Here is a 22,832-nt window from a genome sequence, read left to right as displayed (position 1 = left end):
AGACGCCGGGAACTTATGACGGGAAGCAATAGCATGACGAGGACAATTCTCGTAACAGGTGGGGCAGGGTTTATTGGCTCTGCCGTTGCACGGTTCATTATTGAGCGCACTGACGATAGCGTTGTGGTGCTTGACAAGCTCACCTATTGCGGCAATCTGGACAATCTGGCCGGGCTCAAGGGCCATCCTCGTTTTGTGTTTGAAAAGGGCGATATCTGTGACCGTGAGCTGGTGGATCGCCTGTTGGAACGGTACCGGCCTTCTGCTGTGCTGCACCTGGCTGCCGAGAGCCATGTAGACAGATCTATTGAGGGGCCTGCAGTTTTCATTGAGACCAACATCATTGGAACCTATACCCTGCTCGAGGCTACCCGCGCATACTGGGGCCGGCTTGAGGAAGGTGAGCGCCAGATGTTTCGGTTCCATCATGTCAGCACCGATGAGGTGTTTGGTGATCTGGCGGATTCACGGACAGGACAAACCGCCTTCACCGAGCAAACGCCTTACTCCCCGAGCAGCCCCTACAGTGCAAGCAAGGCCAGTTCGGATCACCTGGTCCGGGCCTGGAGTCGAACCTATGGTTTGCCGATTCTTATTACCAATTGCTCCAACAATTACGGGCCGTTTCAGTTTCCAGAAAAAATCATACCGCTGATGATTACCAACGCGCTGGCAGGTAAACCTTTGCCGGTATACGGTGACGGGCGTCAGATCCGGGACTGGCTCTACGTTGAGGATCATGCTGAGGCTCTCTATCTAGTGCTCACGAAAGCCAGTGCGAACGAGGCCTACAACATTGGCGGTAATGCCGAGATGAGGAATATTGATCTGGTTCGTGCTTTGTGTGATGTACTGGAGGAAGTTGTTCCCGAGAAACCGCAAGGAGTTCAGCGTTTTGAAGACCTGATCGCCTTCGTTGAGGACAGGCCCGGGCACGACTTGCACTATGCTATCGATGCTTCCAGGATCCGCCGTGACCTGGAGTGGGAACCAAAACAAACCCTCACATCCGGGCTTCGGAAAACAGTGTATTGGTATCTGGATAACCAGAACTGGTGCGAGCGAATTGCCGACGGCAGTTATCGGTCGGGGAGCGTTTGATGCGCATTCTTCTGTTTGGTGGTGAGGGCCAGGTTGGCTGGGAGTTGAGGCGTGCGTTGTCGGTTCTCGGGCAGCTAGTGGTACCTGCCAGAAAGCCGGGAGAGGGTGGTGATTTAGGTGACCTGGAGGGCCTGAGGCAAACCATTCGGCGCCATTGTCCGGATGTGGTGGTGAATGCCGCCGCTTACACCGATGTGCCGGCAGCGGAGCACGAACGGGCGCGGGCTTTTGCCATCAATGCTCTGGCGCCTGAAGCCATGGCGCAGGAGGCGGCGCGCTGTGGTGCCTTGATGGTTCACTATTCAACCGATTACGTTTACGACGGCCAGTCTGATGACGCCTATTCCGAGACGGACGTTGCACAGCCCTTGAATGTCTATGGTGAGAGCAAGTTCGACGGTGACCGTCGAGTTATGGCGTCAGGTTGCGACTACCTTATTTTCCGAACCAGTTGGGTCTACTCCGTCCGTGGCAAGAATTTCCTGACAACGATGCTGAAGCTCTTGCGTGAGAGAGATCGGCTAACGGTGGTTGATGATCAGCGGGGTGCGCCGACCTCGGCAGAGCTGCTGGCGGACGTGACTGCTCATGCTGTTGCCCGCACCTACCCAGATCGTGCGTTATGCGGGCTTTATCACTTGACTGCGAGTGGGGCAACGTCTTGGTACGGCTATAGCTGTCTGATTGCAGACCTGTTAAGGGAGCGATCGGCCGGGCAGGTGATTGACGATGCGGCCATTGTCCCGGTAACGGCTGCGGTCTATGGCTCAGAGGTTTTGCGGCCGAAGAATTCCTGCCTGAATACATCCCGGCTTGAAAAGGCTTTTGATCTGGAGCTTCCGGATTGGACCACGGGCGTGATTCGGGTTGTCGACGAAGGGCTTTATTTCGAGAAACGGAGGCAGCTGTGAAAGGTATCGTGTTGGCTGGTGGATCCGGAACCCGGCTGTACCCCATTACTCAGGGCGTGTCTAAACAACTGTTGCCGGTTTACGACAAACCCATGATCTATTACCCGCTGTCGATACTGATGCTGGCGGGTATTCGGGAAATCCTGATTATCACCACACCTGAGGATAGTTCCACATTCCGAAGGCTGCTGGGCGATGGCAGCCAGTTTGGCATCGAGATCGAGTACGCGGTTCAACCCAGGCCAGAGGGTATCGCCCAGGCATTTCTTATTGGTGCGTCGTTTATTGGTGCAGAGAGCGTGTGCCTGGTGTTAGGGGACAACATCTATTACGGCCAGGGCTTGAGCCAGAAACTTCAGCGGGCGGCCTCGCTTGACTCCGGTGCTACGATTTTCGGCTATCAGGTGAAAGATCCCGAGCGGTTTGGCGTTGTTGAATTCGACGAGGAGGGGCGAGCGGTTTCCATTGAGGAAAAGCCCGCGGTGCCAAAGTCCGACTATGCGGTCACGGGTCTGTATTTTTACGATAACGATGTGGTTTCGATTGCCAGGAGCATTTCGCCTTCGGCGCGTGGAGAGCTTGAGATCACTGCGGTAAACCAGGCGTATCTGGCTTCCGGGAAATTGAACGTGGAGCTCCTTGGTCGTGGTTTTGCCTGGTTAGATACGGGAACGTTTGACTCTCTTTATGAAGCGTCCGGTTTTATTGAAACGCTTGAGAAGCGGCAGGGACTGAAGATTGCCTGTCTTGAGGAGGTTGCTTTTCGAATGGGTTACATAGACCGTGATCAGTTGCTGGCTCAGGCGGATAAGCTTGATAAAAACAGTTATGGCCACTACCTCAGACGACTCGCGCAATAGAAGACAACAAGGCGACCATGGATATCATTGAAACCAAGATACCCGATGTAAAAGTGCTGGTACCCCGGGTGTTCGGGGACAGCAGGGGGTTCTTCAAGGAAACCTGGAATCAGCGACAGCTGGAAAAGCTGGGACTGAACCTGTCCTTCGTACAGGACAATTTCAGCCGCTCCTGCCGGAACACGTTGCGGGGCCTGCACTATCAGTGCGAACGACCACAAGGCAAGCTTGTCTGGGTGAGCCAGGGAGAGGTGCTGGATGTGGCCGTGGATATTCGTCCGGATTCCACGACGTTCGGGCAATGGGTGTCCGAAGTGCTGTCCGATACCAATCACCGGATGATGTGGATCCCTCCTGGGTTTGCGCATGGTTTTCTGGTCAGGAGCGAGCAGGCGGACTTCCAGTACAAGTGCACGGACTTCTACGCTCCGGAGTTTGAGCGCTGTATTCGGTGGGATGATGAAAACCTGGGTATCGACTGGGGGAGTGTCGAAACCCGTCGGTTGATCATTTCTGACAAAGACGCTGCCGGCCGGCCTTTCCGGGAATTATTTCCCTAGTGTTGTAGCAGAAACAAAAAAGCCAGGTTGCCCTGGCTTTTTTGTTGGGACATTTGTTTTGGTGTGTTAGCCCTGCAGCAGCTGAAGTACCTGCTGGGGGCGGGCGTTGGCCTGAGCCAGAACTGAGAGACCGGCCTGCTGGAGAACCTGGGTTCTGGCAAGGTTCGCAGACTCCGCCGCGAAGTCGGCATCCTGGATCCGGGAGCGAGCTGCAGAGAGATTCTCTGACGTGGTGCTCAGGTTGGCGATGGTCGATTCCAGCCGGTTCTGCACTGCACCCAGGTCTGCGCGGATTCCGTTAATGGTTTCCAATGCAGAGTCGAGCACTCTCATCGCACTGCTGGCGCCCTCGAAAGTACTGATGTCGATGTCGGCTACTTTTTCCGGGTCGGAGCCAAAGGTGTCTGTGGTTGCGAAAATGCCGCCTGCGCCACCGGCCACCGTAGAGGAAACGGCAAAGCTGGAAGCGGAGTCAAAGTTTATCTCACCAGCTATCCGGGCGCTGTCGTTACCGCCTGTGGCCAACTGGGCTGTCGCCTGGGAGGAGCCGGTCAGATCCATCGTCGGCGAGCCAGCTCCATTGCTGGTAAAGCCTTCAATGACAACGTCTTTACCGCTTTCCTGGATGAGCTTGATGGTTCCGCCATCCACTTCGGCCGTAATGCCGGTTTTGCCACTGCTGGCGTTGATCTCGCGGGCTAATGGCTCAAGGTCGTTAACGTCGGATATCTGGGCGGAGATAGTTGCATTGTTGCCATCGCCGGTCGACAGGCTCATTGTCACGGTGCCGCTTGCGCTCAGGTTGGACAGCTCAACGCTGGTGCGGGCACTCGCGGAGACACCGGTTGTTTCGGCGGCTTTGTTGATTTCGGCGGCAATCGATTCTGCTGTGGCACCAGAGGCTGTGATGTTAACCGTCTGCTCATCAAGCGAACTGGAAATCGTAATATCCTGAGGCTGTATCGCATTCAGTGCGGGTGCCGTACCACCTGAGGCTACGGTGATAGAGCCTGTGGAGCTACCGCTGGCGATGGTCTCGACCGTGTTGTTTGCCAAAGTGTCAATTCTGGTACCGGTGATCGACACAGAAATGGTCTGGTTTTCGTTGGCACCGGCCTGGAATTTCTGAGCCTGGAACGTTCCGTCGAGAAGTTTAAGGCCGTTGAACTCTGTGGTGGTTGCGATCCGCTCGAGCTCCTGTTTGAGCTGATTCACCTCGGCCTGCAGGGCTTTCCTGTCTGAAGCAGAGTTGGTGGCGTTCGCAGCCTGCACGGCCAGTTCTCTCATCCGTTGAAGGATGTTGCCAGATTCCCCCAGCGCGCCCTCAGCTACTTGAGCGAGCGAGACACCGTCATTGGAGTTTCGTACCGCCTGGTTCAGGCCCTTTACTTGCGAGGTAAAGCGTTCCGCAATTGCCAGCCCGGCCGCATCGTCTTTTGCTGAATTAATTCGCAAACCTGAGGACAAGCGCTGAAGTGTTGTGTTTGCGTCCTGCTGAGAGGCGTTCAGGTTGCGTTGAGCGTTCAGCGACGCGATGTTGGTGTTGATGATCTGAGGCATGTCTGTTCTCCCTGCTCAGCTTTTGCCGGGGGCTGGTTCGTCGAAAAACGAGAAGGTGAACCTTTGCCGGCTGGAATTCGTTAATTTGCCGTTTGCAGGGATCAAAGCCAGGCGCGTGCCATGTTTAAAAAAATACTTTAATAACATAATTTTAAGGAGGGATGGTGCTGACGCGGTTTCGTTTTCTTGCCGCGTTGTCAATAAAATGACCGGCCGAGAGGTAAGGATTTGCCGGTATGGGTGAACAAGAAACTCATTGGAGCCCGGGTTCTGTTTACTGCTAGGATTGAAGTAGATGAACAATAACGACTTTTTGAGGACGCCTACGTGGCTGATGACCTGATTACCGTTACCCGGCCCAGCCTTCCTGATCTTGAAAAGCTGCAGCCTCTTTTGGAGGAAATCTGGAAAAGCGGGCGGTTAACCAACGGTGGGCGCTTTCATGAGGAATTGGAAGCCCGCCTTTGCGAGTATCTGGGGGTCGAACATCTGTCCCTGTTCACTAACGGCACGATTGCTCTGGTTACTGCTTTGCAGGCGATGCGCGTTACCGGGGAGGTGATTACCACGCCCTATACCTTCGCGGCGACGCCCCATGCTTTGTTATGGAACAAGCTCAAGCCTGTTTTCGTGGATATCGAGCCGGATAGCTTTAACCTCGACGCCTCAAAAATTGAAGCCGCGATAACCCCGGAGACCACAGCCATACTCCCCGTACACTGCTATGGGACTCCTGCAAATATTGATGAAATCCAGCGAATCGCCGATCTTTACGGGTTGCACGTTATATATGATGCGGCCCATGCGTTTGCAGTCAGATACAGGGGCCGGAGCCTACTGGAGGCTGGTGATATTTCCGTGCTCAGCTTTCACGCCACCAAGGTGTTCAACACCTTCGAGGGTGGGGCGCTGATACTCAAGGACAAGAAAACGAAGCAGCGGGTCGATTACCTGAAGAACTTCGGTTTTGCCAACGAGACCACGGTGGTCGCCCCGGGTATTAACGGCAAGATGAACGAGTTCCAGGCAGCGTTGGGCTTGTTACAGCTTGAGAAAATTGATTCCGACATTCGGGCCCGGCAGAGTGTGTACCGGAAATATCGTGAGGAACTCATGGGTATTGAAGGCCTGCAACTGATGGAAGAGCCGGTCGACACTGAGTGGAATTACTCCTACTGTCCGGTTCTGGTAAATGAGAGCTTCCCACTGTCCAGGGATGACCTTTATTCTGAATTCCGAAAGCAGGGGATTCTGGTACGCCGCTATTTCTATCCGCTGGTCTCCGATTTTCCAATGTACTTTGACCCTTCGGCGGTGTTCGAAAATGCCGCAGATACCGCCCAGCGAATTCTTTGTCTGCCAATCTATAGCGACCTCAATGATGAGGATTTTGGCCGAATCATAAGCTGTCTCCGTGAAGCCGCCAATGGCCATCATGGGGCTTCAGGACGCGGGCAATGAAACTGGCGGTTATGCAACCCTATTTCTTTCCGTATCCGGGCTATTTTCAGTTGATGGCGCACGCGGACACCTGGGTTGTGTTTGATCATTGCCAGTTTGTGAACAAGGGGTGGGTCAATCGCAATCGTGTTTTGCACCCCAATCCGGAGAAAGGGTGGCAGTACATCACCGTACCCCTGAGCAAAAGGGGGCGTTTCGATTTCATTGATGACATTGAGATTGACGACAGCAGTGACTGGCGTAAAAGCCTCACAGGTAAGCTGGTTCATTATCGTCGCGCGCCGAACTATCGGAAAACCATGTCGGTTTTTGAATCAGCCATCGGGGCGCCCAACGCTGTCCTGTCCAGATTTCTGACCCACAGTCTCCGGGTACTGGCTGATCATCTTGGCATCAATACAAAGATCCTGGTGTATTCTGAGCTGGACCTGGGGATCGATCAGGTCGCCCATTCCGGGGAGTGGGCGCTCAAGATCGCCAAGGCCATGGGGGCGGAGCACTACATTAACCCAATGGGGGGGCAGGCTCTGTTTGACCCTGCACAGTTCCGTGAGGCGGGCATTGGTCTCTCCTTTATGGAATCGACTATTCGCCCGTACGTTCAGAATGGCTACGATTACGTTCCGAACCTGTCCATCCTCGACGCCTTGATGTGGTGTGATGAGGGGACGCTGCAAGACATATTGCTGAACGACTTCACCCTCCACCCAGCCTGAGTGTCAGTGATGAGTGACGATTATCTGCACAAGGAATACCCGAAACAGTTTGATCGCGACGCGTTCTGGCAACAGATCAAGCGGACGGTGAATGGCAAGCCTGTCAGTGAGCAGGATATTCGGATGATCGTGGATCAGATATCGGGGGCGCTACAGTTTCGGCCAGGCGACGTTCTCCTGGACCTGGGATGTGGAAACGCCGCGCTGGCCAGCTATCTGTTTGATTCGATATCAGAATACCATGGCGTAGATTTTTCGGAGTACCTGGTTGGTGTGGCCCGGGAGTTTTTTTCGATACCGGGCAAAACGCATTTCTATTGTGGGGATGCGGTAGAGGCGACCCTTGAGTTTACTGAGGCTTCCCGAATTACGCGGGTGCTCGTCTACGGTGTGATCTCTTATCTTTCCGCTGGCTCAGTGAGCACGCTGTTGAAGACCATCTGGAGTCAGTACAGCGCCTGTGAGCGAATCTTTATCGGCAATGTGCCGGATAAAACGAAGGCGGCCGATTTCTTCCAGCGGCGCAATGTCGCGGATTATCGGTTGGACGACCCGAAGTCGCCGATTGGGGTCTGGTGGAGCGCGGACGAGTTCGTTGCCCTGGGCGAAGCATGCGGTTTTAACGTAGACATCATGACGATGCCGAATGATTTCTACGGCGCCGGCTACCGATTTGATGTGCTTATGACGAGGCCAGTCTGATGTCTTCGACAGGCTTTCTCTCAACATCCAACCTTTACGAGCCTGAGAAAGAGCGCATTCTGAGGTATATAGATCAGTGGCTTGAAAACGGTGGGGAGAGCCGTCCGGGTTGGTTAGTGTCGTTACTTGAGAAACGTCTCTGTGAGTACCATCAGGCTGAACACTGCGTGGCCATGTCCACGGGTTTCTGGTCATTGGTGGCGAGCTTGCGGTTAAGTGCCCTTGATGCTCCAGAGGTCATTATCCCGTCGTTTACCTACCGCCGGCTGGCTGATGTTGTGTTCTGGGCCGGTAAGGTTCCCCGTTTCGTGGACATTGATGAGTCCACGCTGGCTATCTCTCCCGAGTCAGTTGAGCGGGCTATTGGGTCAAACACCGCAGCCATCCTTGCGGTTCATCCCATCGTGAATTGTTGCGATGTTTCGCGACTGACAGAGATTGCAGCGAAATATGCCGTGCCAATGGTCATCGATGCCGTGGAGTCCGTTCACGAAACCTGGCAGGGAAAACGCGTAGGGTCTTTTGATGTGCCCGAGGTGTTCTCGTTGCACGCGAGCAAGCTGATCAATGGATTGGAGGGCGGCTACGTGTGTGTGAACGACAGTGCCTATGCAGGCAGGCTTCGTGATTTCAGATCCCGCGACAAAAGTAACGCCCGACGTCTGAAACCCGGGCACTGGCTCGCTTCGGACATGCCCGATATCCATGCTGCTTTTGCCCTTGCCGGACTGGACGAAATAGAAGAAAACGTCCGCCACAACCGCAGGATTTACCGGGCGTATCAAAGAGAGCTCAAAGGGGTTGCCGGTATCCGGCTTCTCGCGTTTGATGAGGCTCAGCAAACATCATTCAAAAATATTGTTGTTGAGGTTCCAGGCGTGAGCGGGGAAGAAAGAGACTGCATTGTGCGGAATCTGAATCAGGCTGGCGTTCTGGCCCGGGCCCACTATTCACCACCGCTTCATAGCAAAAGCCATGAGTACCCGGTTTTGTGCCCGGAGCCTCTTCCCGCAACCGAACGTGCTGCCCGGGCATTGCTCAATCTACCCTGTGGCTTCAGAGTCTCTGAAGCGGATGTGACGCATGTCGTCGCCATGATCAAGTCTCTACTATCGGACGTCCCCGGGGGTTGTGATGGCTGAATACAATGCCCGTAAAGTGGTTTCCGACATTCTGGCCAACCGCTATTTTACGAACCATGGGCCTCTTGCCCGTGCGCTGGAGCAGACACTGGAAGAACACATGGGGGCCCGGCACGCGGTGTTGGTCGGAAGCCTGGAGCTGGGGCTTCTGGTGGCCCTGATTGCGTTGCGAACAGGGCAGCATTCACGCCTGGTCTATTACCCCGGGGATGAAGATCCGTGCCTGGTACACGTAGGGGCGTTCAGTGGTCTTTCAGTTCATGCTCTGGATAACCCCGACAGTGTTGTTCAGGACACCGATGTCCTGTTTCGGACGCTCAGGGAGGAACGCGACTTGAACTGTGCAGCGGTTGGTCAGGGCCAGCAGCAGCTTGTCGTCCATTATCCGGACTGGTCAAGCGACCGCCCGGAGCAGGGGATTTCCGATGGCTTTCCTGAGCCAGTCCTGCTGGAGTTACCAACAAGGCACGGTGGCGCGGTATTACTGTTTAACTCTGACGAGCTCGCGGAGAGAGCCCGCAACGTTCGTAGCAGTTACGGTGTTCGCAAACAGGTACCGGTGTTTGTCACTTGCAACGGTCGATATTCGGAAGCACAGGCCGGAACGGTTCTGGATTATCTGGCAAATTCCCTTGGCTGGTCATAGCCGCCACAAAGATTACTAGAGGTAAGACATGAGCGCTGAAATAGAACAATTGAAGGCCAGCGCCTACAGCGAGTTCGGAGCTGGCAACTATAAGCGCGCTGCAGAACTTCTTTTGCAGGTTGAGTCGGTCATCGGAAGCTACGATGCGTTGTCAAATGACATCGCGGTGGCGCAGTTCAAACATGGTGACTTCGAATCAGCCATCAATAAGTTCCGAGAAGCGTCAGAGTTGCAGGCAAACACGTCTCGCCTGATCCTCGACAACCTGGTTGAAGTCATGAAGGAGCGTGGCGCGGCTAAAGCACCGGTGATTCCGCCGGAGCAGGTGATCGCGCGTCACCTTTCTAAAAGCTATTGCCCCCTGTGTAATGCCGTTAACCAGGGGTTCCACGCGCTTCCGGAGTTCTACCGGAAGCATGCCGAGGACAATGGCTTCAAATATTTTGGCCAGGGTGAAATGACAGCCCACGATTCCTATACCTGTGCGTCTTGCGGTGCGTCGGACCGGGAGCGTCTTTATGCGTACTGGCTGTCCGCCCTTTTATGTCGAGGTGAATTGTCCCGTGATGCCAGCGTCATGCATTTCGCGCCGGAACCGGGTTTCTCCCGCTGGTTAAAGCAGATTGGCTTCGCCGATTACCAGACTGCCGATTTCGCCATGCAGGGAGTGGATCACAGGGTTGATCTGATGGATCTGCCTTTTGATGCGAACAGCCTGGACTTTTTCGTGTGCAGTCATGTTCTGGAGCACGTTCAGGACGATGCCAAAGCATTGTCAGAGTTGTTTCGCGTTCTGAGGCCAGGTTGCAGTGCGCTGTTGATGGTGCCGATTATCTGTGACCTTGACGAGATTGATGAGGACCCTGCTGAGGAGCGGGAAGCCGAGAGGTGGCGGCGCTTTGGCCAGGACGATCATGTTCGTCTGTACAACCGGGAGGGCTATGTCTCCCGGGTACAGAACGCGGGGTTCAGGTTGCAACTGCTGGATGTCGGGTATTTTGGTACTGCCGTTTACCAGTCGCTTGGCCTGAAAAAAGAAAGCGTTCTTTACGTTGTAACCAAACCCGAAAAGAGTGACCAATGACAGATCAGCAAAACGAAACCCTGGCCGTAAGTTTTATCATCACGGCTTTCAAGGCCAGGTTTCTGCGAGAGGCCATTGATTCCATCTACGCTCAGAAAGACGTTGAGGGCTTCGAAATCCTGGTGATGGATGACTGTGCCGATAACTCGGTGGCTGATGTCGTCACTGGTTATGATGACGCTCGCATCCGCTACATCAAGTCCGCAACACAGTTGGGTGGCCTTGTTGGAATGGATTACGGCGTTCGCCTCAGCCGCGGGCGCTACATCAAGTTTCTCAACGACGATGACGTGCTGGCGGAAAACTGCGTGGTCAGACTCAGGTCGGCGCTGGAGCAGCCGGGCGTTATTCTGGCCACCTCCCGGCGGAAGCTGATTGATGACTCCGGCAATGCGCTTCAGGACCGGCTCTTTAACCTTATGCCGGTCCGCGAAGACGCACGGTTACTTGGAAAAGACGTGCTCGAGTTTTTCCGGGTGTTTCCAATCAATTTCATTGGTGAGCCCAGTACTATCATGGTTCGCCGAAGAGACCTGCTGGGCGCGTATCCCCATTTGAGCGCCCTGAACAATCGCCTGATCACATCGGTCAACGACCTGGCTGTTTATGCCCGATTGTTGATGGTGGGTGATCTTGGGTACGTGCAGGAGCATTTATCCTGTTTCCGCATTCACGCTGGTCAGAATCAACGCCACGCAAGCGCTCAGACACTCGGTGAAAATGGCCGAAAAGCCTTCCTGGCCCAGTTGGATGCAATGCTGGGCGGGGAGATCAAACAGGAAGGGCACGTTCAGGCCAAACCTCTTTGGGATCAAAGCAGCAACTTCCAGAAAGTCGATTTCAAGGGCTTTTACCAAAAAGCCGGAGGTATTGATGACGCTGGTTTGATGTCCTTTTCCGACCTCGAGCGACGTACCGAAGAGTGTGGTCGTCCCGGCGGCGTGATAAGTCTCGATAACTGGTACGGGCAGCGTGAGTTGTCCATTCCTCTGGCCAAACGTCTGGAGACAACCGCAGCACGGCAATCGCTGTGTCTGGTTCTGATCGATGAAAAGCCGGAGGATTACAACCTCAATATTTCTGTACTGGCATTCAGGATCGCACGCTACTACTGCCCCTCACTGTCGTGTCTGGTGCTCACCCCGGATGAATCGTTCTACCGGAAGGAGCTTTTTCAGGACGTTTCCTTTGCCGAATATGACCGATCAGACCTGATCTCGGTGCTTAACGAAGCGGCTGCCTCTGATCTCAAGAGTGACTGGTTGGTGGTGGCCAGAACGCCTTCCGAGTTGACCCCGGCGGGCCTGGTGCTGTTGTTGGCTGAGCTTGAGTCTTCTGGTGCAGTGCTGGATGCCGCTTATGGTGATGAGCTGGTCGAAAACAATGGTAAGACCGAAAGCGGCTATTTCCGACCCGGCCTCAACCTCGATATGTTGCTCAGTTCACCGGCCGATATGTCCAGGCATTGGCTGTTTCGCCGGGCAACGCTGGTCGAGCTTGGTGGGTTCAGCAAAAACGATGACAGTGCTTTTGAGCTGGGTTACATCCTGCGCCTTATAGAGGAGCGGGGGTTCGGTTGTATCGGCCGTACCGACGAGCCCCTGTTTCTGCTGCACGCGGGTACGCAGACGTTCGACCTGGCCGCATACGTACCAGTGATCCGAAGTCATCTGGAACGCCGAGGGTATGCTGGTGCCGGAATTGAGCCGGGCTTGACCTCAAGCAGTCTGCGGGTTCGCTACCCCCATGCCGGCGCGCCCCTTGTGTCGATCATTATTCCTACCAAGGACCAGCTACATCTCCTGCAAACCTGTGTGGAATCTATTCTCGAAAAGACCGCCTACCCGAATTACGAAATTCTGGTGGTGGACAACAACAGCGAAACGCCTGAAGCGCGCACATGGCTTGATGGCCTCAACAGTATGGGCCTGCCCAACCTTCGCGTGCTTCGTTACCCGAAGCCCTTTAATTTCTCGGCAATCAACAATTTTGCGGTAACGCAAAGCCGGGGAGACTACGTTCTGCTGCTCAATAACGACACAGGTATCATAAAAGAGGACTGGCTCGACGCCTTGATGAACCATGCTCAAAGACCGGAAGTGGGCATTGTTGGCGCCAAGTTGTTGTTCCCCAACGGCAAGGTTCAACACGCTGGCGTTGTCGTGGGCATGAGGGGGCCGGCTGAGCACATTTGTATTGATGCAGAGGCCAATGACCCCGGTTATATGAACCGACTCATGGTCGACCAGAATTACTCGGCTGTGACTGGCGCCTGCATGCTGGTCAGAAAATCAGTTTACGAGCAGGTCGGTGGATTGGACGAGGAGGCCTTTGCCGTCTCCTACAACGATATCGATTTCTGTCTGAAGGTGGCTCAGGCGGGTTATCTGAGCGTTTGGACCCCCCATGCGCTGGTGATGCATGTTGCCAATGCCAGTCAGACCTCGGTCGATAAAACAGCCGACGAGAACAAGGTTCGTCGCTTCCAGAAAGAGCAGGAAGCGATGTTTCAACGCTGGTTGCCCTACATGGGCAACGACCCCGCTTTTAACAGAAACCTGTCGTTGAGAGCGAATGGATTTGAGGTGGATCATCGTGTGGAGCTGAACTGGCAGCCCCAGAAGGCCCTTGGACTCTCCACCATTCTTGCTCACCCTGCGGATCCCTGGGGCTGTGGTCACTACCGGATCATGCAGCCGTTACTGGCCATGAAAGAAGAAGCCGTCGCGGGCGGCATGGCGGACTTTGACTGGCTTAACATTGCTGAAATGGCCCGGTTGGATCCCGATGTCCTGGTGTATCAGCGACAGATCACCGATCAGGCTGTGGAGCACATGCAATCAGCCCGTCGGATACTGAAGAAGCCGACAGTCTTCGAGCTCGACGACTATTTACCGAATTTGCCGATCAAAAGTGCGTACCGGGAAAACATGCCAAAGGATATATTGAAGTCCTTGCGTCGTTCCTTGAAGCATGTGGATCGGTTTGTTGTTTCAACTTACCCGCTGGCAGAGGCATTTTCCGGATTGCACCCGGATATCCAGGTGGTTGAAAACCGTTTGCCAATGGCGTGGTGGGGAGACCTGGAAAGCCTGAGGCGCCAGTCCGAAAAGCCCAGGGTGGGCTGGGCAGGCGGTATGGGGCATACCGGTGACCTCGAACTGGTTGAAGCGGTTGTGCAGGAACTGGCTGATGAGGTCGAGTGGGTGTTCTTTGGCATGTGCCCGGACAAGCTTCGTCCATTTGTCGCAGAGGTTCATGAGGGGATCGAGATTTCGCGGTATCCGCGAAAGCTGGCCAGTTTGAATCTGGACCTGGCTATAGCGCCACTGGAAGACAACCTGTTCAATCGTTGCAAGAGTAACCTGAGACTGCTGGAGTACGGGGCCTGTGGTTATCCTGTGGTGTGCAGCGATGTCGAACCGTATCGGGCACACGGATTGCCGGTCACGCTCGTAAAGAACCGCTTCAAGGATTGGGTCGATGCTATTCGAATGCATCTTTCGGATATGAAAGCGACCGCCCGGGCGGGTGACAAGCTCAAGCAGAGTGTGCGTGAAAAGTGGATGCTGTCAGGCGACAATCTGAAGCTCTGGCTGAATGCCTGGACTAAATTCTGATGTCTTACATTTTTTTACAAAAGAAGCGAAATTTTTTCTAAAGGAGAGTCTGAGCGTGCCGTTAAGTGGAATAACAGGGCGGCGCTCCAAACTTGAATCGGGCGCCAGACCGTTTCAAGAGAAAACGACATCAGTCGAAGGAGAAGCATTATGGCTCTCGGTATTAACACTAACGTTGCTTCATTGTCCGCTCAGAACCAGCTGAACAAATCCCAGAACCAGTCCAATCAGGCTCTGGAGCGTTTGTCCTCAGGTCTGCGCATTAACTCTGCCAAAGACGACGCGGCTGGTCTGGCGATTTCCAACCGCTTCGAAGCTCAGATCCGTGGTCTGAACCAGGCAACCCGTAACGCCAACGACGGTATCTCTCTGGCGCAGACCGCTGAAGGTGCCTTGGGCGAGGCAGGCAACATCCTGCAGCGTGTTCGTGAGCTGGCGGTTCAGTCTGCTAACGCTTCCAACTCTTCCTCTGATCGTCAGGCTCTGCAGGACGAAGTAAACCAGTTGGTTTCTGAGTTGGATCGTATTGCAACAACTACCAACTTCAACGGCCAGAAGCTCTTCGACGGTACTTTCGGCTCCGCCCAGTTCCAGGTTGGTGCCAACGCCAACGAAACTATTTCTGCCTCTACTTCCAACCTGCGTACCGACAAGTACGGTAACAACCAGGTGATCGCGAGCGGTGCAGCAGCTGGCACAGCCGCTTCTGGTGGTGGCGCGGTGAATGGTGTGTCTTCCGGTTCTGTGGCCATCAACGGCTACCTGGGTTCAGAAACCATCAGCGTTGCGGCCAACGCGACATCCAAGGATATCGCTGCTGATATCAACTCCAAGACTGCAGACACTGGCGTAACCGCCACGGCCCGTACCGAAGTGGATCTGGCCTTTGCAGCTTCTGGTAGCTATACCCTGAATCTGACTGCGGACAACAGCGAAGCTCAGTCTGTGTCCTTCACCATTGACGCAACCAGCGGCCAGGATTCTCTGTCTGCTGCGGTAGCGGCGATCAATGACCAGTCTTCCAAGACCGGTATCACCGCAGAAGTTGCCGAGGATGGTGCTTCCATCGTCCTGACCAACGAAACGGGTGCGGATATCGTGGTTGGCGATACTGGGGTGCAGAACGCCGGTAACGTGACTATTACCAAGCAGTACCGCGATGACGAGGGTGCGCTCCAGGATGCCGGTGCTGCGGCAACCCTGACTGCGGACACCACCGCTGAAGATGTGGCAACCAGTGGCTATCTGCAGCTGGATTCTGATCGCTCCTTCGCGGTCGATGTCACAAGCTCTAATGCCTTCGCGGATACTGGTTCTGAGTTGCGCAAGGTGTCTGATCTGGACATCTCCTCTTTCGAGAGCGCGACCCAGGCCCTGAAGACCGTAGACGCGGCACTGAACACCATCAACTCCCAGCGTGCGAAGTTTGGTGCGATCCAGAGCCGCTTCGAAAGCACCATCTCCAACCTGGAGTCCACCAGCACCAACCTGAGCGCCGCTCAGAGCCGGATTCTGGACGCGGACTTCGCGGCTGAGACAGCCAAGCTGTCCAAGGCCCAGGTGCTGCAGCAGGCCGGTATCTCCGTCCTGGCTCAGGCGAACGCCCGTCCTCAGCAGGTTCTGTCTCTGCTGCAGTAAGGGCTTGGCGGTAACGGCCGGAACCTTCGGGTTCCGGCTTTACGCCGTTAGAGGAATAGCGAGGTAAAGCTATGAATGACGTTAACCTGAATAACCCGGATCTCAAGCTGGTGCGTTCCAACGCCCAGGCTCCGGGGAAGGCACTGTCGTCATCTCAGGCCGAGGGCGGAAAAGCCCCTGACCTTGCTGCTTCAGGTTCGAGTGGCTCAGCCATTCAGAGCCCGCAGGCCGCGACTGAGACATCCAGAGCCGAGAAGCTTCAGGCTCGTTCGGAAGCGCAGCGGGATGAATTGAATGATGCGGTGAGCCAATTGAATGATTTCGTGCAGAATGTGCAGCGGGATCTTCAGTTTGAGGTGGATAACGAGATGGGGCAGACCATTGTTAAAGTGGTTGATCAGAGCACCCAGGAAGTCATCCGTCAGATCCCGGACGAAGTGGCAATGAGGTTGGCAGAAAAATTGCAGCAGGATGAACCGCTGACGTTGTTTAACATCAAAGTGTGAAAGCTTGCCGCTTTTACGCGGATGCCAGACAACGGTATTTCAGCACCGCCGCACCCTGACAGGGTCCGGCGGTGTTCTGCTTTATACGGTGCTAGACTGTCCGTTACAGGGTGTTACAAATTGGTGTAGTGGTTAGCCGAAATATAGGCAAAGTTTTGCCGCTGGCAGCCGATAAAGGACTAAGTAAGCGAAGCGCCCCCTTGAGGAGGCATGGTTATGGCAAATATTTCAGCATTAGGTATCGGCTCGGGAGTTCTGAACTCTGATCTGGTTGATCAGCTCGTTGAAGCTGAGCGTGCGCCTAAAGAGAATCGGCTCGACACCCGAACCCAGAAGGCAGAGTTGCTCATTTCTGCCTATGGCACCTTGAAGAGTGCTATCACGGAGCTTCGGCTGCCGATGCGTCAGCTGAGCGCGCCCGACAATCTGAAAGCCTTTTCGGCAACGTCTTCAAATGAGGATGTGTCGGTTACGGTAGACAGCACCAAGGCCAGCCGTGGCACCTACAACGTCAATGTGTTGAGCCTTGCGCAGTCGCAGTCCCTGGCGTCTTCTACGTTTGCTGACCGTGACTCTACGTCGGTCGGTACCGGATCGTTCACCATTTCTTCCGGTGATAAATCGGCGACGCTCACCATCGATGGTTCTAACAACACCTTGCAGGGGCTGGCGGACGAAATCAACGAAGCGGGCATTGGCGTATCGGCTGGCGTTATCGACACAGGTAGCGGCTTCAGGCTGGTATTGTCTTCCGAAGAAACCGGCGAGGCAAATGCCATTTCCGTTTCGGTTACCGATGATGATGGTAGCAATGACGACGCTGCCGGTCTGTCCCAGTTTGTGTTTAACGACACCACTCAGAACATGCAGGAGACCATCGCTGCCAAAGACGCGAGGGTCGAGATCAACGGTATTGAGATTACCCGTTCGACCAACTCCTTCACGGATGTTATTGATGGCCTGAGTTTTGAGGCAAAAGCAGAAGGTGTGACCTCCACCATCAAAGTCGAGCAGGATTTCGGTGCGGTAGCAGATCGTGTCGGAGCGTTTGTTGAAAAGTTCAATGCCCTCCAGACAACCATCAAAGGGTTGTCCGGCTTTAATGCCGAGACGGGGCAAGGCGGTATTCTTTCGGGTGATACCACCATCCGCTCAATCCAGGCGCAGTTGCGCAATGTTCTGGGCCGCGTGGTGCCAGGGCTTGAGAATGCCAGTATTCGGACCCTGGCTGATGTCGGCATTACCACAGACTATGAAACCGGCGGTTTGAGCTTTGATCGTGCCAAGTTTGAAGAGCAGCTGAAAAAGAACCCGGACGACGTGACTGCGCTGTTCGCCGAGCAGGGCCGTACCTCAAGCGCAGACGTTGAGTTCCTTGGCTCTGGCAGCGGCACAACCCGTGGAAACTACGCGATCAATATCACCCAGGCTGCCACTCAGGGTGGCGTGCTGGGTGATTCGGCATTGGCCGACGGTGTGGTGATTGACGGTACCAATGACGAGATCGAGTTCACCGTCGACGGTTCCACCAACTTTACCATTCAGCTCAGCCAGCAAACCTACGCAAGTGCGGCCGATCTGGTGGCTGAAATCCAGAGCCAGATCGACAGCAACTCGGCCTTGAATGCAGCCGGGCAATCTGTGCGGGTAGGGCTCGACAGCAATGGCGTACTCCAGTTTACCTCTGGAGCATTCGGCAGTAATTCAAATGTCAGCATCCTGTCCGTGGAAAATGGTGCGGCGCTCGGGCTTTCCGCCAAAACCGGAACCTTAGGCAAAGACGTTGCCGGTACGGTCAATGGCCAGGAGGCGACCGGTGATGGCCGGGTACTGACCGTCACTGGCGCGGGCGGTGCCAAAGGCATGCAGCTTCAGGTTGCCGGCTATAAGGACGGCGATCTCGGGCGGGTAAATTTCATCGAAGGTATTGGTGAACAGGCCGTTAATCTTGTCACCGACATTGTGGGTGCCGACGGCATTCTCGACGCAAAAACGGATAGCCTGAGCCGTGATCTTGAGCGGATTCAGGAGGAACGGATCCGGCTGGAAGACAGGATTGCCTCCTACCGTGAGCGGCTGGTCAGCCAGTTCACGGCGGCGGATTCCCTGATCTCCCAGCTCAACAGTACAGGCGATTACCTGACACAGCAGCTTGCGGCACTGGCTCCGCAGAACAACAGTAATCGATAAGCGGGGCAAGTCCCGGTAACGAAGAGGTTTATTATGAACGGTTTACAGGCATATCAGCGGGTAAACGCTCAAACCAGCATCACTGACGCTGACCCTCACAAGCTGATCCAACTGCTATACAGCGGTGCCCTGGAAAGGATCAATATGGCCAAGGCCCGGATGCAGGCCAATGACATTGAGGGTAAAGGCCGGCTCATCAGCAAGGCCATTGAAATCATCGGCGGCTTGCGCAGCTTCCTTGATTTCGAGAAGGGTGGCGATCTTGCAGAGCGTCTGGAAGGTCTGTACGACTATATGGAGCGGACTCTGTTCGAGGCGAATGTGAAAAACGATCCCGCCAAACTGGATGAGGTCGCTGAGCTCTTGCGTTCAATCAAAGAAGGTTGGGATGGCATCCGCGAAGAAGTGGTAACCCAGCACTCCCAGGCCGCTGGCTAAACCAGTACTTTTGCCGTCCATGGCGCCCCTATCCTTTGGCAGGGTAGGGGCTTTATAGCCATTCCCCCCGCCATCCCGTACAATGTTGCCCTTCTTTTCAACACATCCATTCTGTTCAGTCTGGAGCAAGGGCATGTCTGATATTAAAAAGGTGGTGCTGGCCTATTCCGGTGGCCTGGATACTTCCGTCATCGTTCGGTGGTTGCAGGATACCTATAACTGTGAGGTGGTAACCTTTACCGCCGACATTGGCCAGGGCGAGGAAGTGGAGCCGGCGCGTGCGAAAGCCGAAGCGCTGGGCGTTAAGGAAATCTACATCGAGGACCTGCGCGAGGAGTTTGTGCGCGATTACGTGTTCCCGATGTTCCGCGCCAATACCATCTACGAAGGCGAGTACCTGCTGGGTACCTCTATCGCCCGCCCGCTGATTGCCAAGCGCCTGATCGACATTGCCAACGAGACGGGTGCAGACGCCATCTCTCACGGTGCTACCGGTAAAGGTAACGACCAGGTTCGTTTTGAGCTTGGCGCCTATGCCCTGAAGCCGGGCGTGAAGGTGATCGCTCCCTGGCGTGAGTGGGATCTGAACTCCCGCGAAAAGCTGCTCAAGTATTGTGAAGAGCGCAACATCCCCGTGGAAATGAAGAAGGGCAAGAGCCCGTATTCCATGGACGCCAACCTGCTGCACATCTCCTACGAAGGCATCAACCTGGAAGACCCCTGGGCGGAAGCCGAGGAAGACATGTGGCGTTGGAGCGTATCTCCGGAAGCCGCGCCGGACAAGCCCACTTACGTGGAGCTCACCTACAGGAAAGGCGACATCGTTGCCGTTGATGGTCAGGAAATGAAGCCCCACGTGGTGCTGGAAACCCTGAACAAGCTGGCCGGTGAAAATGGTATTGGCCGCCTGGACATCGTCGAGAACCGCTACGTGGGCATGAAGTCCCGAGGCTGTTACGAAACTCCGGGTGGTACCATCATGCTGCGCGCCCACCGCGCCATCGAGTCCATTACTCTGGACCGTGAAGTGGCACACCTGAAGGACAGCCTGATGCCGCGCTATGCTGAGGTGATCTACAACGGTTACTGGTGGTCCCCGGAGCGTGAGGCTCTTCAGGCGCTGATCGACCAGACCCAGAACTACGTGAACGGCACCGTTCGCCTGAAGCTGTACAAGGGCAATGTAGACGTGGTCGGCCGTAAGTCTGACGATTCTCTGTTCGATGAGAAGATCGCCACCTTTGAAGAAGACCAGGGTGCTTACGATCAGAAAGATGCGGAAGGCTTTATCAAGCTGAACGCGCTGCGCCTGCGGATTGCCGCTGGCAAAGGCCGCAAGCTTTGATGGTTTGTTGATGCCCTGAAAACGCCCGGTTCATAACCGGGCGTTTTTGTTTATACTTTTCAAACAATTCCAACAACGAAAGTCATCACCATGAATGCGTTGGGCACAGCTTCCGTCGCCGCTTTGCGGCAGTATGTTCGCTACGCCGATGCCAAAGGTATCGCGGTTGATCCGCTGTTTGAAAAGGCGGGTTTGAAGCCGGAGATCCTGGATTCCGATGAGGGCCGAATCGACGGCGAACAGCTCCAGGCATTTATTCACTTGCTGGCCGAACATACCGGTAACCCGGTATTGGGATTGGAGACCGGCGACTATGTGCAACCCGGTTCCTACAGTGTACTGGGTTACATCACCATGAGCTGCGCCACGTTGGGGGAAGCGGTTACCCGTATTGCGCCCTATGAGAAGCTGGTGGGGGATATGGGTACCACCCGCCTCAAGATGAAGGGCGATTCCGCGACACTGATCTGGACCTGCAATTTTACCGATTCTGTGGTGTGGCCCCAGGTGGTGGACAATGTCTTTGCCTCCTGGATCAACTATGCGCGATGGCTGGCAGACAGCACGGACGCCACGCCGCTGGAAGTTCGGCTGAGGCGGCCTTCTCCCGGCCCGGAGCATGAGAAGGCCTATGCTTTGCGCTGGCAATGCCCTGTACAGTTTGATGCAGAGGAGGACAGTGTCACCTTTGCTCAGGCACTGCTCGCAACCCGCCTGCGTCAGCCAGACCCGCTATTGCGAAAAACCCTGGAAGCACACGCATTGTCTCAGTTGGCGTTGCTCGACACCGACACGGATCTGACCAGCAAGGTAAAGCAAAGTATCCAGAAACAGCTCGCCGAGGGCATTACCCGCCAGGATATGGTCGCCGAGGATCTGGGGATGACCAGCCGTACCTTACAGCGAAAGCTGAGTCAGGAAGGGGTGTCGTACCAGAAATTGCTGGATGAGGTGCGCCAGCAGATGGCGGAGGACTATTTGCAGAATACCGACATGAGTATTCCGGATATTGCCTTGCGCCTGGGCTACAGCGAAACCACGTCGTTTCATCGAAAGTTCAAAGCAGCGACGGGTAAGACGCCGGGGGATTTTCGCAGGCAATAAAAAAGCCAGCTTATAAAAGCCGGCTTAAGAAATTCGGAAAGAACGAAAGTGCCTGAAAAATTCGTTGATCCTGAGGAATCCACCTGCGGTACCCATATGGCGGCGGAGGTACTACTCGGCTCCTCCGCCATGGGTGGATACTGCTTGATTCCACAATGTCAGAATAAGCCTGATCGCCTTTCCTGTCTGTTTGTGAAGTGTGTCCCAGTGTTACTGTTTGTGATCGCTACACACCTTCCCGTATCTCCGGGGTGATTTCGGTGAAACGACGGGTTTCATAGGCATCTACCAATCCTTGAACGGCTGCGCGCTCCAAATCCTGCACTGTTGGCGTGCCGTCCTGGGCATCGGCTTTGCACAGGGCCATACCGGCCTCCACAGAGATGAAGCCGGCGGTGGTTTTCAGGGCTTTGTGGTTGATGCCGTCAAAAATGCGCCGGAACGCGGTGGTGGTGCAGTGATCACTGTTGGGAAAGTAGGAGACAATCGCAAACTGGTTGTCACCTACCCGACACAGGGCATCAATCGGGCGAATCAATGTGCTCAGGCGCCGGGCGATGCCGATCGACAGTTCGCTCATCACGCTGGGCGGATGTTTGCGCTTCAGCTCTTGCCAGTTACGGATGCCGCACATGACGTAGGCGGTTGACCCGCCGCGGGATTCGGCGTGGCGCAGGGTTTTCTGCAAGCGCTGGCGCGCGTATTTGTTGTTGGTCAGCCCGGTTTCCAGATCAATGATGTTGCTGGATTCCAGTTCCCGGTTGTTCTCCACCAGCAGCGCGTTGGCGCGCAGCAGGGTGTTCTGCCGGTCTGCCATGCGGTCCGCCGCAAAGATGCGAGGGATGAGCTGTTTGGTCATGTCTGATTTGTAGATGAAGTCGTCCACACCCCGGTCGAACGCTTCCGACAAGGCTTCCACGCTCTCGCGGGCGGTGAGCAGAATCACATAGGTGTAGTGGTTGTTCTGCTCGTCTTGCTGGCGAACCTGGTCGGTCAGCTGCAGGCCGTCCATTTCCGGCATCAGCCAGTCTGCAATCAGTACGCTGACCGGGCGTTGTTCCATGAGTTTCAGGGCAGCCGGTGCGTTGTTGGCGATGCGTATGTCGCGGTATCCGGCATTTCGCAGCGTACGGCCCACCACCATACTGCTGAATTTGGCGTCGTCTACTACGAGAATGGGAAGATCGAGGTTTGGCATTATTTATCTACTTCTTACCAGTCCATTGTCAGATGCGGTTCGCCACAGCT

General features: G+C 55.0%; 19 protein-coding genes. 17 read left to right on the top strand and 2 right to left on the bottom strand.

The genetic code is table 11. The features are described 5' to 3' along the window. The first annotated feature begins 33 nt into the window (after positions 1–33). From rfbB to rfbC, 4 genes are read left to right on the top strand one after another with little or no spacing between them, the layout of a single operon-like run. Positions 34–1,101, top strand: a complete 1,068-nt coding sequence (gene rfbB, locus MARHY_RS12020) for a dTDP-glucose 4,6-dehydratase (RefSeq protein WP_014422039.1) — start codon at positions 34–36, stop codon at positions 1,099–1,101. Continuing rightward, positions 1,101–2,012, top strand: coding sequence for a dTDP-4-dehydrorhamnose reductase (rfbD, locus tag MARHY_RS12015; RefSeq protein WP_041654852.1), 912 nt, complete (start codon positions 1,101–1,103; stop codon positions 2,010–2,012). The genes rfbB and rfbD overlap by 1 nt, the downstream gene beginning before the upstream one ends. Next, entirely contained in the window at positions 2,009–2,872 is an 864-nt protein-coding gene (rfbA, locus tag MARHY_RS12010; protein ID WP_041654849.1) for a glucose-1-phosphate thymidylyltransferase RfbA, read from the top strand. The genes rfbD and rfbA overlap by 4 nt, the downstream gene beginning before the upstream one ends. Before the next feature lie 17 nt (positions 2,873–2,889). Then, entirely contained in the window at positions 2,890–3,432 is a 543-nt protein-coding gene (rfbC, locus tag MARHY_RS12005; RefSeq protein ID WP_014422036.1) for a dTDP-4-dehydrorhamnose 3,5-epimerase, read from the top strand. 66 nt (positions 3,433–3,498) lie between these two features. Here rfbC and MARHY_RS12000 read toward each other — a convergent pair whose 3' ends face one another. Then, positions 3,499–4,992, bottom strand: a complete 1,494-nt coding sequence (locus tag MARHY_RS12000; RefSeq protein ID WP_014422034.1) for a flagellin N-terminal helical domain-containing protein — start codon at positions 4,990–4,992, stop codon at positions 3,499–3,501. 327 nt (positions 4,993–5,319) lie between these two features. Here MARHY_RS12000 and MARHY_RS11995 point away from each other — a divergent pair, with 327 nt between their 5' ends. The 13 genes from MARHY_RS11995 to MARHY_RS11935 all read left to right on the top strand — a co-directional run bounded on the left by MARHY_RS11995 (position 5,320) and on the right by MARHY_RS11935 (position 21,584). Next, entirely contained in the window at positions 5,320–6,453 is a 1,134-nt protein-coding gene (locus tag MARHY_RS11995) for a DegT/DnrJ/EryC1/StrS family aminotransferase (protein ID WP_014422033.1), read from the top strand. Next, positions 6,450–7,169 (top strand): WbqC family protein, encoded by a 720-nt coding sequence (locus MARHY_RS11990; RefSeq protein ID WP_014422032.1) that lies wholly within the window; start codon positions 6,450–6,452, stop codon positions 7,167–7,169. The genes MARHY_RS11995 and MARHY_RS11990 overlap by 4 nt, the downstream gene beginning before the upstream one ends. Before the next feature lie 9 nt (positions 7,170–7,178). Continuing rightward, on the top strand, positions 7,179–7,871 hold the full coding sequence (locus MARHY_RS11985; RefSeq protein WP_041654847.1) for a class I SAM-dependent methyltransferase: 693 nt from the start codon (positions 7,179–7,181) through the stop codon (positions 7,869–7,871). Further along, positions 7,871–9,013 (top strand): DegT/DnrJ/EryC1/StrS family aminotransferase, encoded by a 1,143-nt coding sequence (locus tag MARHY_RS11980; RefSeq protein ID WP_014422030.1) that lies wholly within the window; start codon positions 7,871–7,873, stop codon positions 9,011–9,013. Before MARHY_RS11985 ends, MARHY_RS11980 begins: the two co-directional genes overlap by 1 nt. Then, entirely contained in the window at positions 9,006–9,659 is a 654-nt protein-coding gene (locus MARHY_RS11975) for a DegT/DnrJ/EryC1/StrS family aminotransferase (RefSeq protein ID WP_041654846.1), read from the top strand. Before MARHY_RS11980 ends, MARHY_RS11975 begins: the two co-directional genes overlap by 8 nt. 28 nt (positions 9,660–9,687) lie before the next feature. Continuing rightward, positions 9,688–10,743, top strand: coding sequence for a class I SAM-dependent methyltransferase (locus MARHY_RS18385; protein WP_014422028.1), 1,056 nt, complete (start codon positions 9,688–9,690; stop codon positions 10,741–10,743). Then, positions 10,740–14,363: a glycosyltransferase gene (locus MARHY_RS11965; protein ID WP_014422027.1), complete on the top strand. Its 3,624-nt coding sequence runs from the start codon at positions 10,740–10,742 to the stop codon at positions 14,361–14,363. Before MARHY_RS18385 ends, MARHY_RS11965 begins: the two co-directional genes overlap by 4 nt. A 150-nt stretch (positions 14,364–14,513) precedes the next feature. Then, entirely contained in the window at positions 14,514–16,001 is a 1,488-nt protein-coding gene (locus tag MARHY_RS11960) for a flagellin N-terminal helical domain-containing protein (protein ID WP_014422026.1), read from the top strand. A 71-nt stretch (positions 16,002–16,072) separates the two neighbouring features. After that, a complete protein-coding gene (locus MARHY_RS11955) occupies positions 16,073–16,507 on the top strand; it encodes a flagellar protein FlaG (protein ID WP_014422025.1) in 435 nt (144 codons plus the stop codon). 216 nt (positions 16,508–16,723) lie between these two features. After that, the gene (fliD, locus tag MARHY_RS11950) at positions 16,724–18,697 is read left to right on the top strand and encodes a flagellar filament capping protein FliD (protein ID WP_041654845.1); all 1,974 of its coding nucleotides are present in this window, start codon (positions 16,724–16,726) and stop codon (positions 18,695–18,697) included. Positions 18,698–18,730: 33 nt separating this feature from the next. After that, a complete protein-coding gene (fliS, locus tag MARHY_RS11945) occupies positions 18,731–19,135 on the top strand; it encodes a flagellar export chaperone FliS (protein ID WP_011786035.1) in 405 nt (134 codons plus the stop codon). Between the two features lie 133 nt (positions 19,136–19,268). Then, positions 19,269–20,480, top strand: coding sequence for an argininosuccinate synthase (locus tag MARHY_RS11940; RefSeq protein ID WP_011786034.1), 1,212 nt, complete (start codon positions 19,269–19,271; stop codon positions 20,478–20,480). 90 nt (positions 20,481–20,570) lie between these two features. Further along, positions 20,571–21,584 (top strand): AraC family transcriptional regulator, encoded by a 1,014-nt coding sequence (locus MARHY_RS11935; RefSeq protein ID WP_014422023.1) that lies wholly within the window; start codon positions 20,571–20,573, stop codon positions 21,582–21,584. 226 nt (positions 21,585–21,810) lie between these two features. Here MARHY_RS11935 and MARHY_RS11930 read toward each other — a convergent pair whose 3' ends face one another. After that, a complete protein-coding gene (locus MARHY_RS11930) occupies positions 21,811–22,782 on the bottom strand; it encodes a response regulator (RefSeq protein WP_011786032.1) in 972 nt (323 codons plus the stop codon). Positions 22,783–22,832: the final 50 nt, after the last annotated feature.

The organism is Marinobacter nauticus ATCC 49840, assembly GCF_000284615.1.
Taxonomy (GTDB): Bacteria; Pseudomonadota; Gammaproteobacteria; order Pseudomonadales; family Oleiphilaceae; genus Marinobacter; species Marinobacter nauticus.
The sequence above is the reverse complement of the archived record's forward strand: the minus strand, read 5'-3'. Positions and strand labels throughout refer to the sequence as shown.

What these genes read in the sequence shown, in the direction of transcription:
- rfbB (WP_014422039.1), top strand. Translation starts at nt 34, where the DNA reads ATGACGAGGACAATTCTCGTAACAGGTGGGGCAGGGTTTATTGGCTCT.
- rfbC (WP_014422036.1), top strand. Translation starts at nt 2,890, where the DNA reads ATGGATATCATTGAAACCAAGATACCCGATGTAAAAGTGCTGGTACCC.
- MARHY_RS12000 (WP_014422034.1), bottom strand. Translation starts at nt 4,992, where the DNA reads ATGCCTCAGATCATCAACACCAACATCGCGTCGCTGAACGCTCAACGC.
- MARHY_RS11975 (WP_041654846.1), top strand. Translation starts at nt 9,006, where the DNA reads ATGGCTGAATACAATGCCCGTAAAGTGGTTTCCGACATTCTGGCCAAC.
- MARHY_RS11935 (WP_014422023.1), top strand. Translation starts at nt 20,571, where the DNA reads ATGAATGCGTTGGGCACAGCTTCCGTCGCCGCTTTGCGGCAGTATGTT.
- MARHY_RS11980 (WP_014422030.1), top strand. Translation starts at nt 7,871, where the DNA reads ATGTCTTCGACAGGCTTTCTCTCAACATCCAACCTTTACGAGCCTGAG.
- MARHY_RS11985 (WP_041654847.1), top strand. Translation starts at nt 7,179, where the DNA reads ATGAGTGACGATTATCTGCACAAGGAATACCCGAAACAGTTTGATCGC.
- fliS (WP_011786035.1), top strand. Translation starts at nt 18,731, where the DNA reads ATGAACGGTTTACAGGCATATCAGCGGGTAAACGCTCAAACCAGCATC.
- MARHY_RS11930 (WP_011786032.1), bottom strand. Translation starts at nt 22,782, where the DNA reads ATGCCAAACCTCGATCTTCCCATTCTCGTAGTAGACGACGCCAAATTC.
- MARHY_RS11965 (WP_014422027.1), top strand. Translation starts at nt 10,740, where the DNA reads ATGACAGATCAGCAAAACGAAACCCTGGCCGTAAGTTTTATCATCACG.
- MARHY_RS11960 (WP_014422026.1), top strand. Translation starts at nt 14,514, where the DNA reads ATGGCTCTCGGTATTAACACTAACGTTGCTTCATTGTCCGCTCAGAAC.
- MARHY_RS11940 (WP_011786034.1), top strand. Translation starts at nt 19,269, where the DNA reads ATGTCTGATATTAAAAAGGTGGTGCTGGCCTATTCCGGTGGCCTGGAT.
- MARHY_RS11955 (WP_014422025.1), top strand. Translation starts at nt 16,073, where the DNA reads ATGAATGACGTTAACCTGAATAACCCGGATCTCAAGCTGGTGCGTTCC.
- MARHY_RS11990 (WP_014422032.1), top strand. Translation starts at nt 6,450, where the DNA reads ATGAAACTGGCGGTTATGCAACCCTATTTCTTTCCGTATCCGGGCTAT.
- rfbD (WP_041654852.1), top strand. Translation starts at nt 1,101, where the DNA reads ATGCGCATTCTTCTGTTTGGTGGTGAGGGCCAGGTTGGCTGGGAGTTG.
- MARHY_RS18385 (WP_014422028.1), top strand. Translation starts at nt 9,688, where the DNA reads ATGAGCGCTGAAATAGAACAATTGAAGGCCAGCGCCTACAGCGAGTTC.
- fliD (WP_041654845.1), top strand. Translation starts at nt 16,724, where the DNA reads ATGGCAAATATTTCAGCATTAGGTATCGGCTCGGGAGTTCTGAACTCT.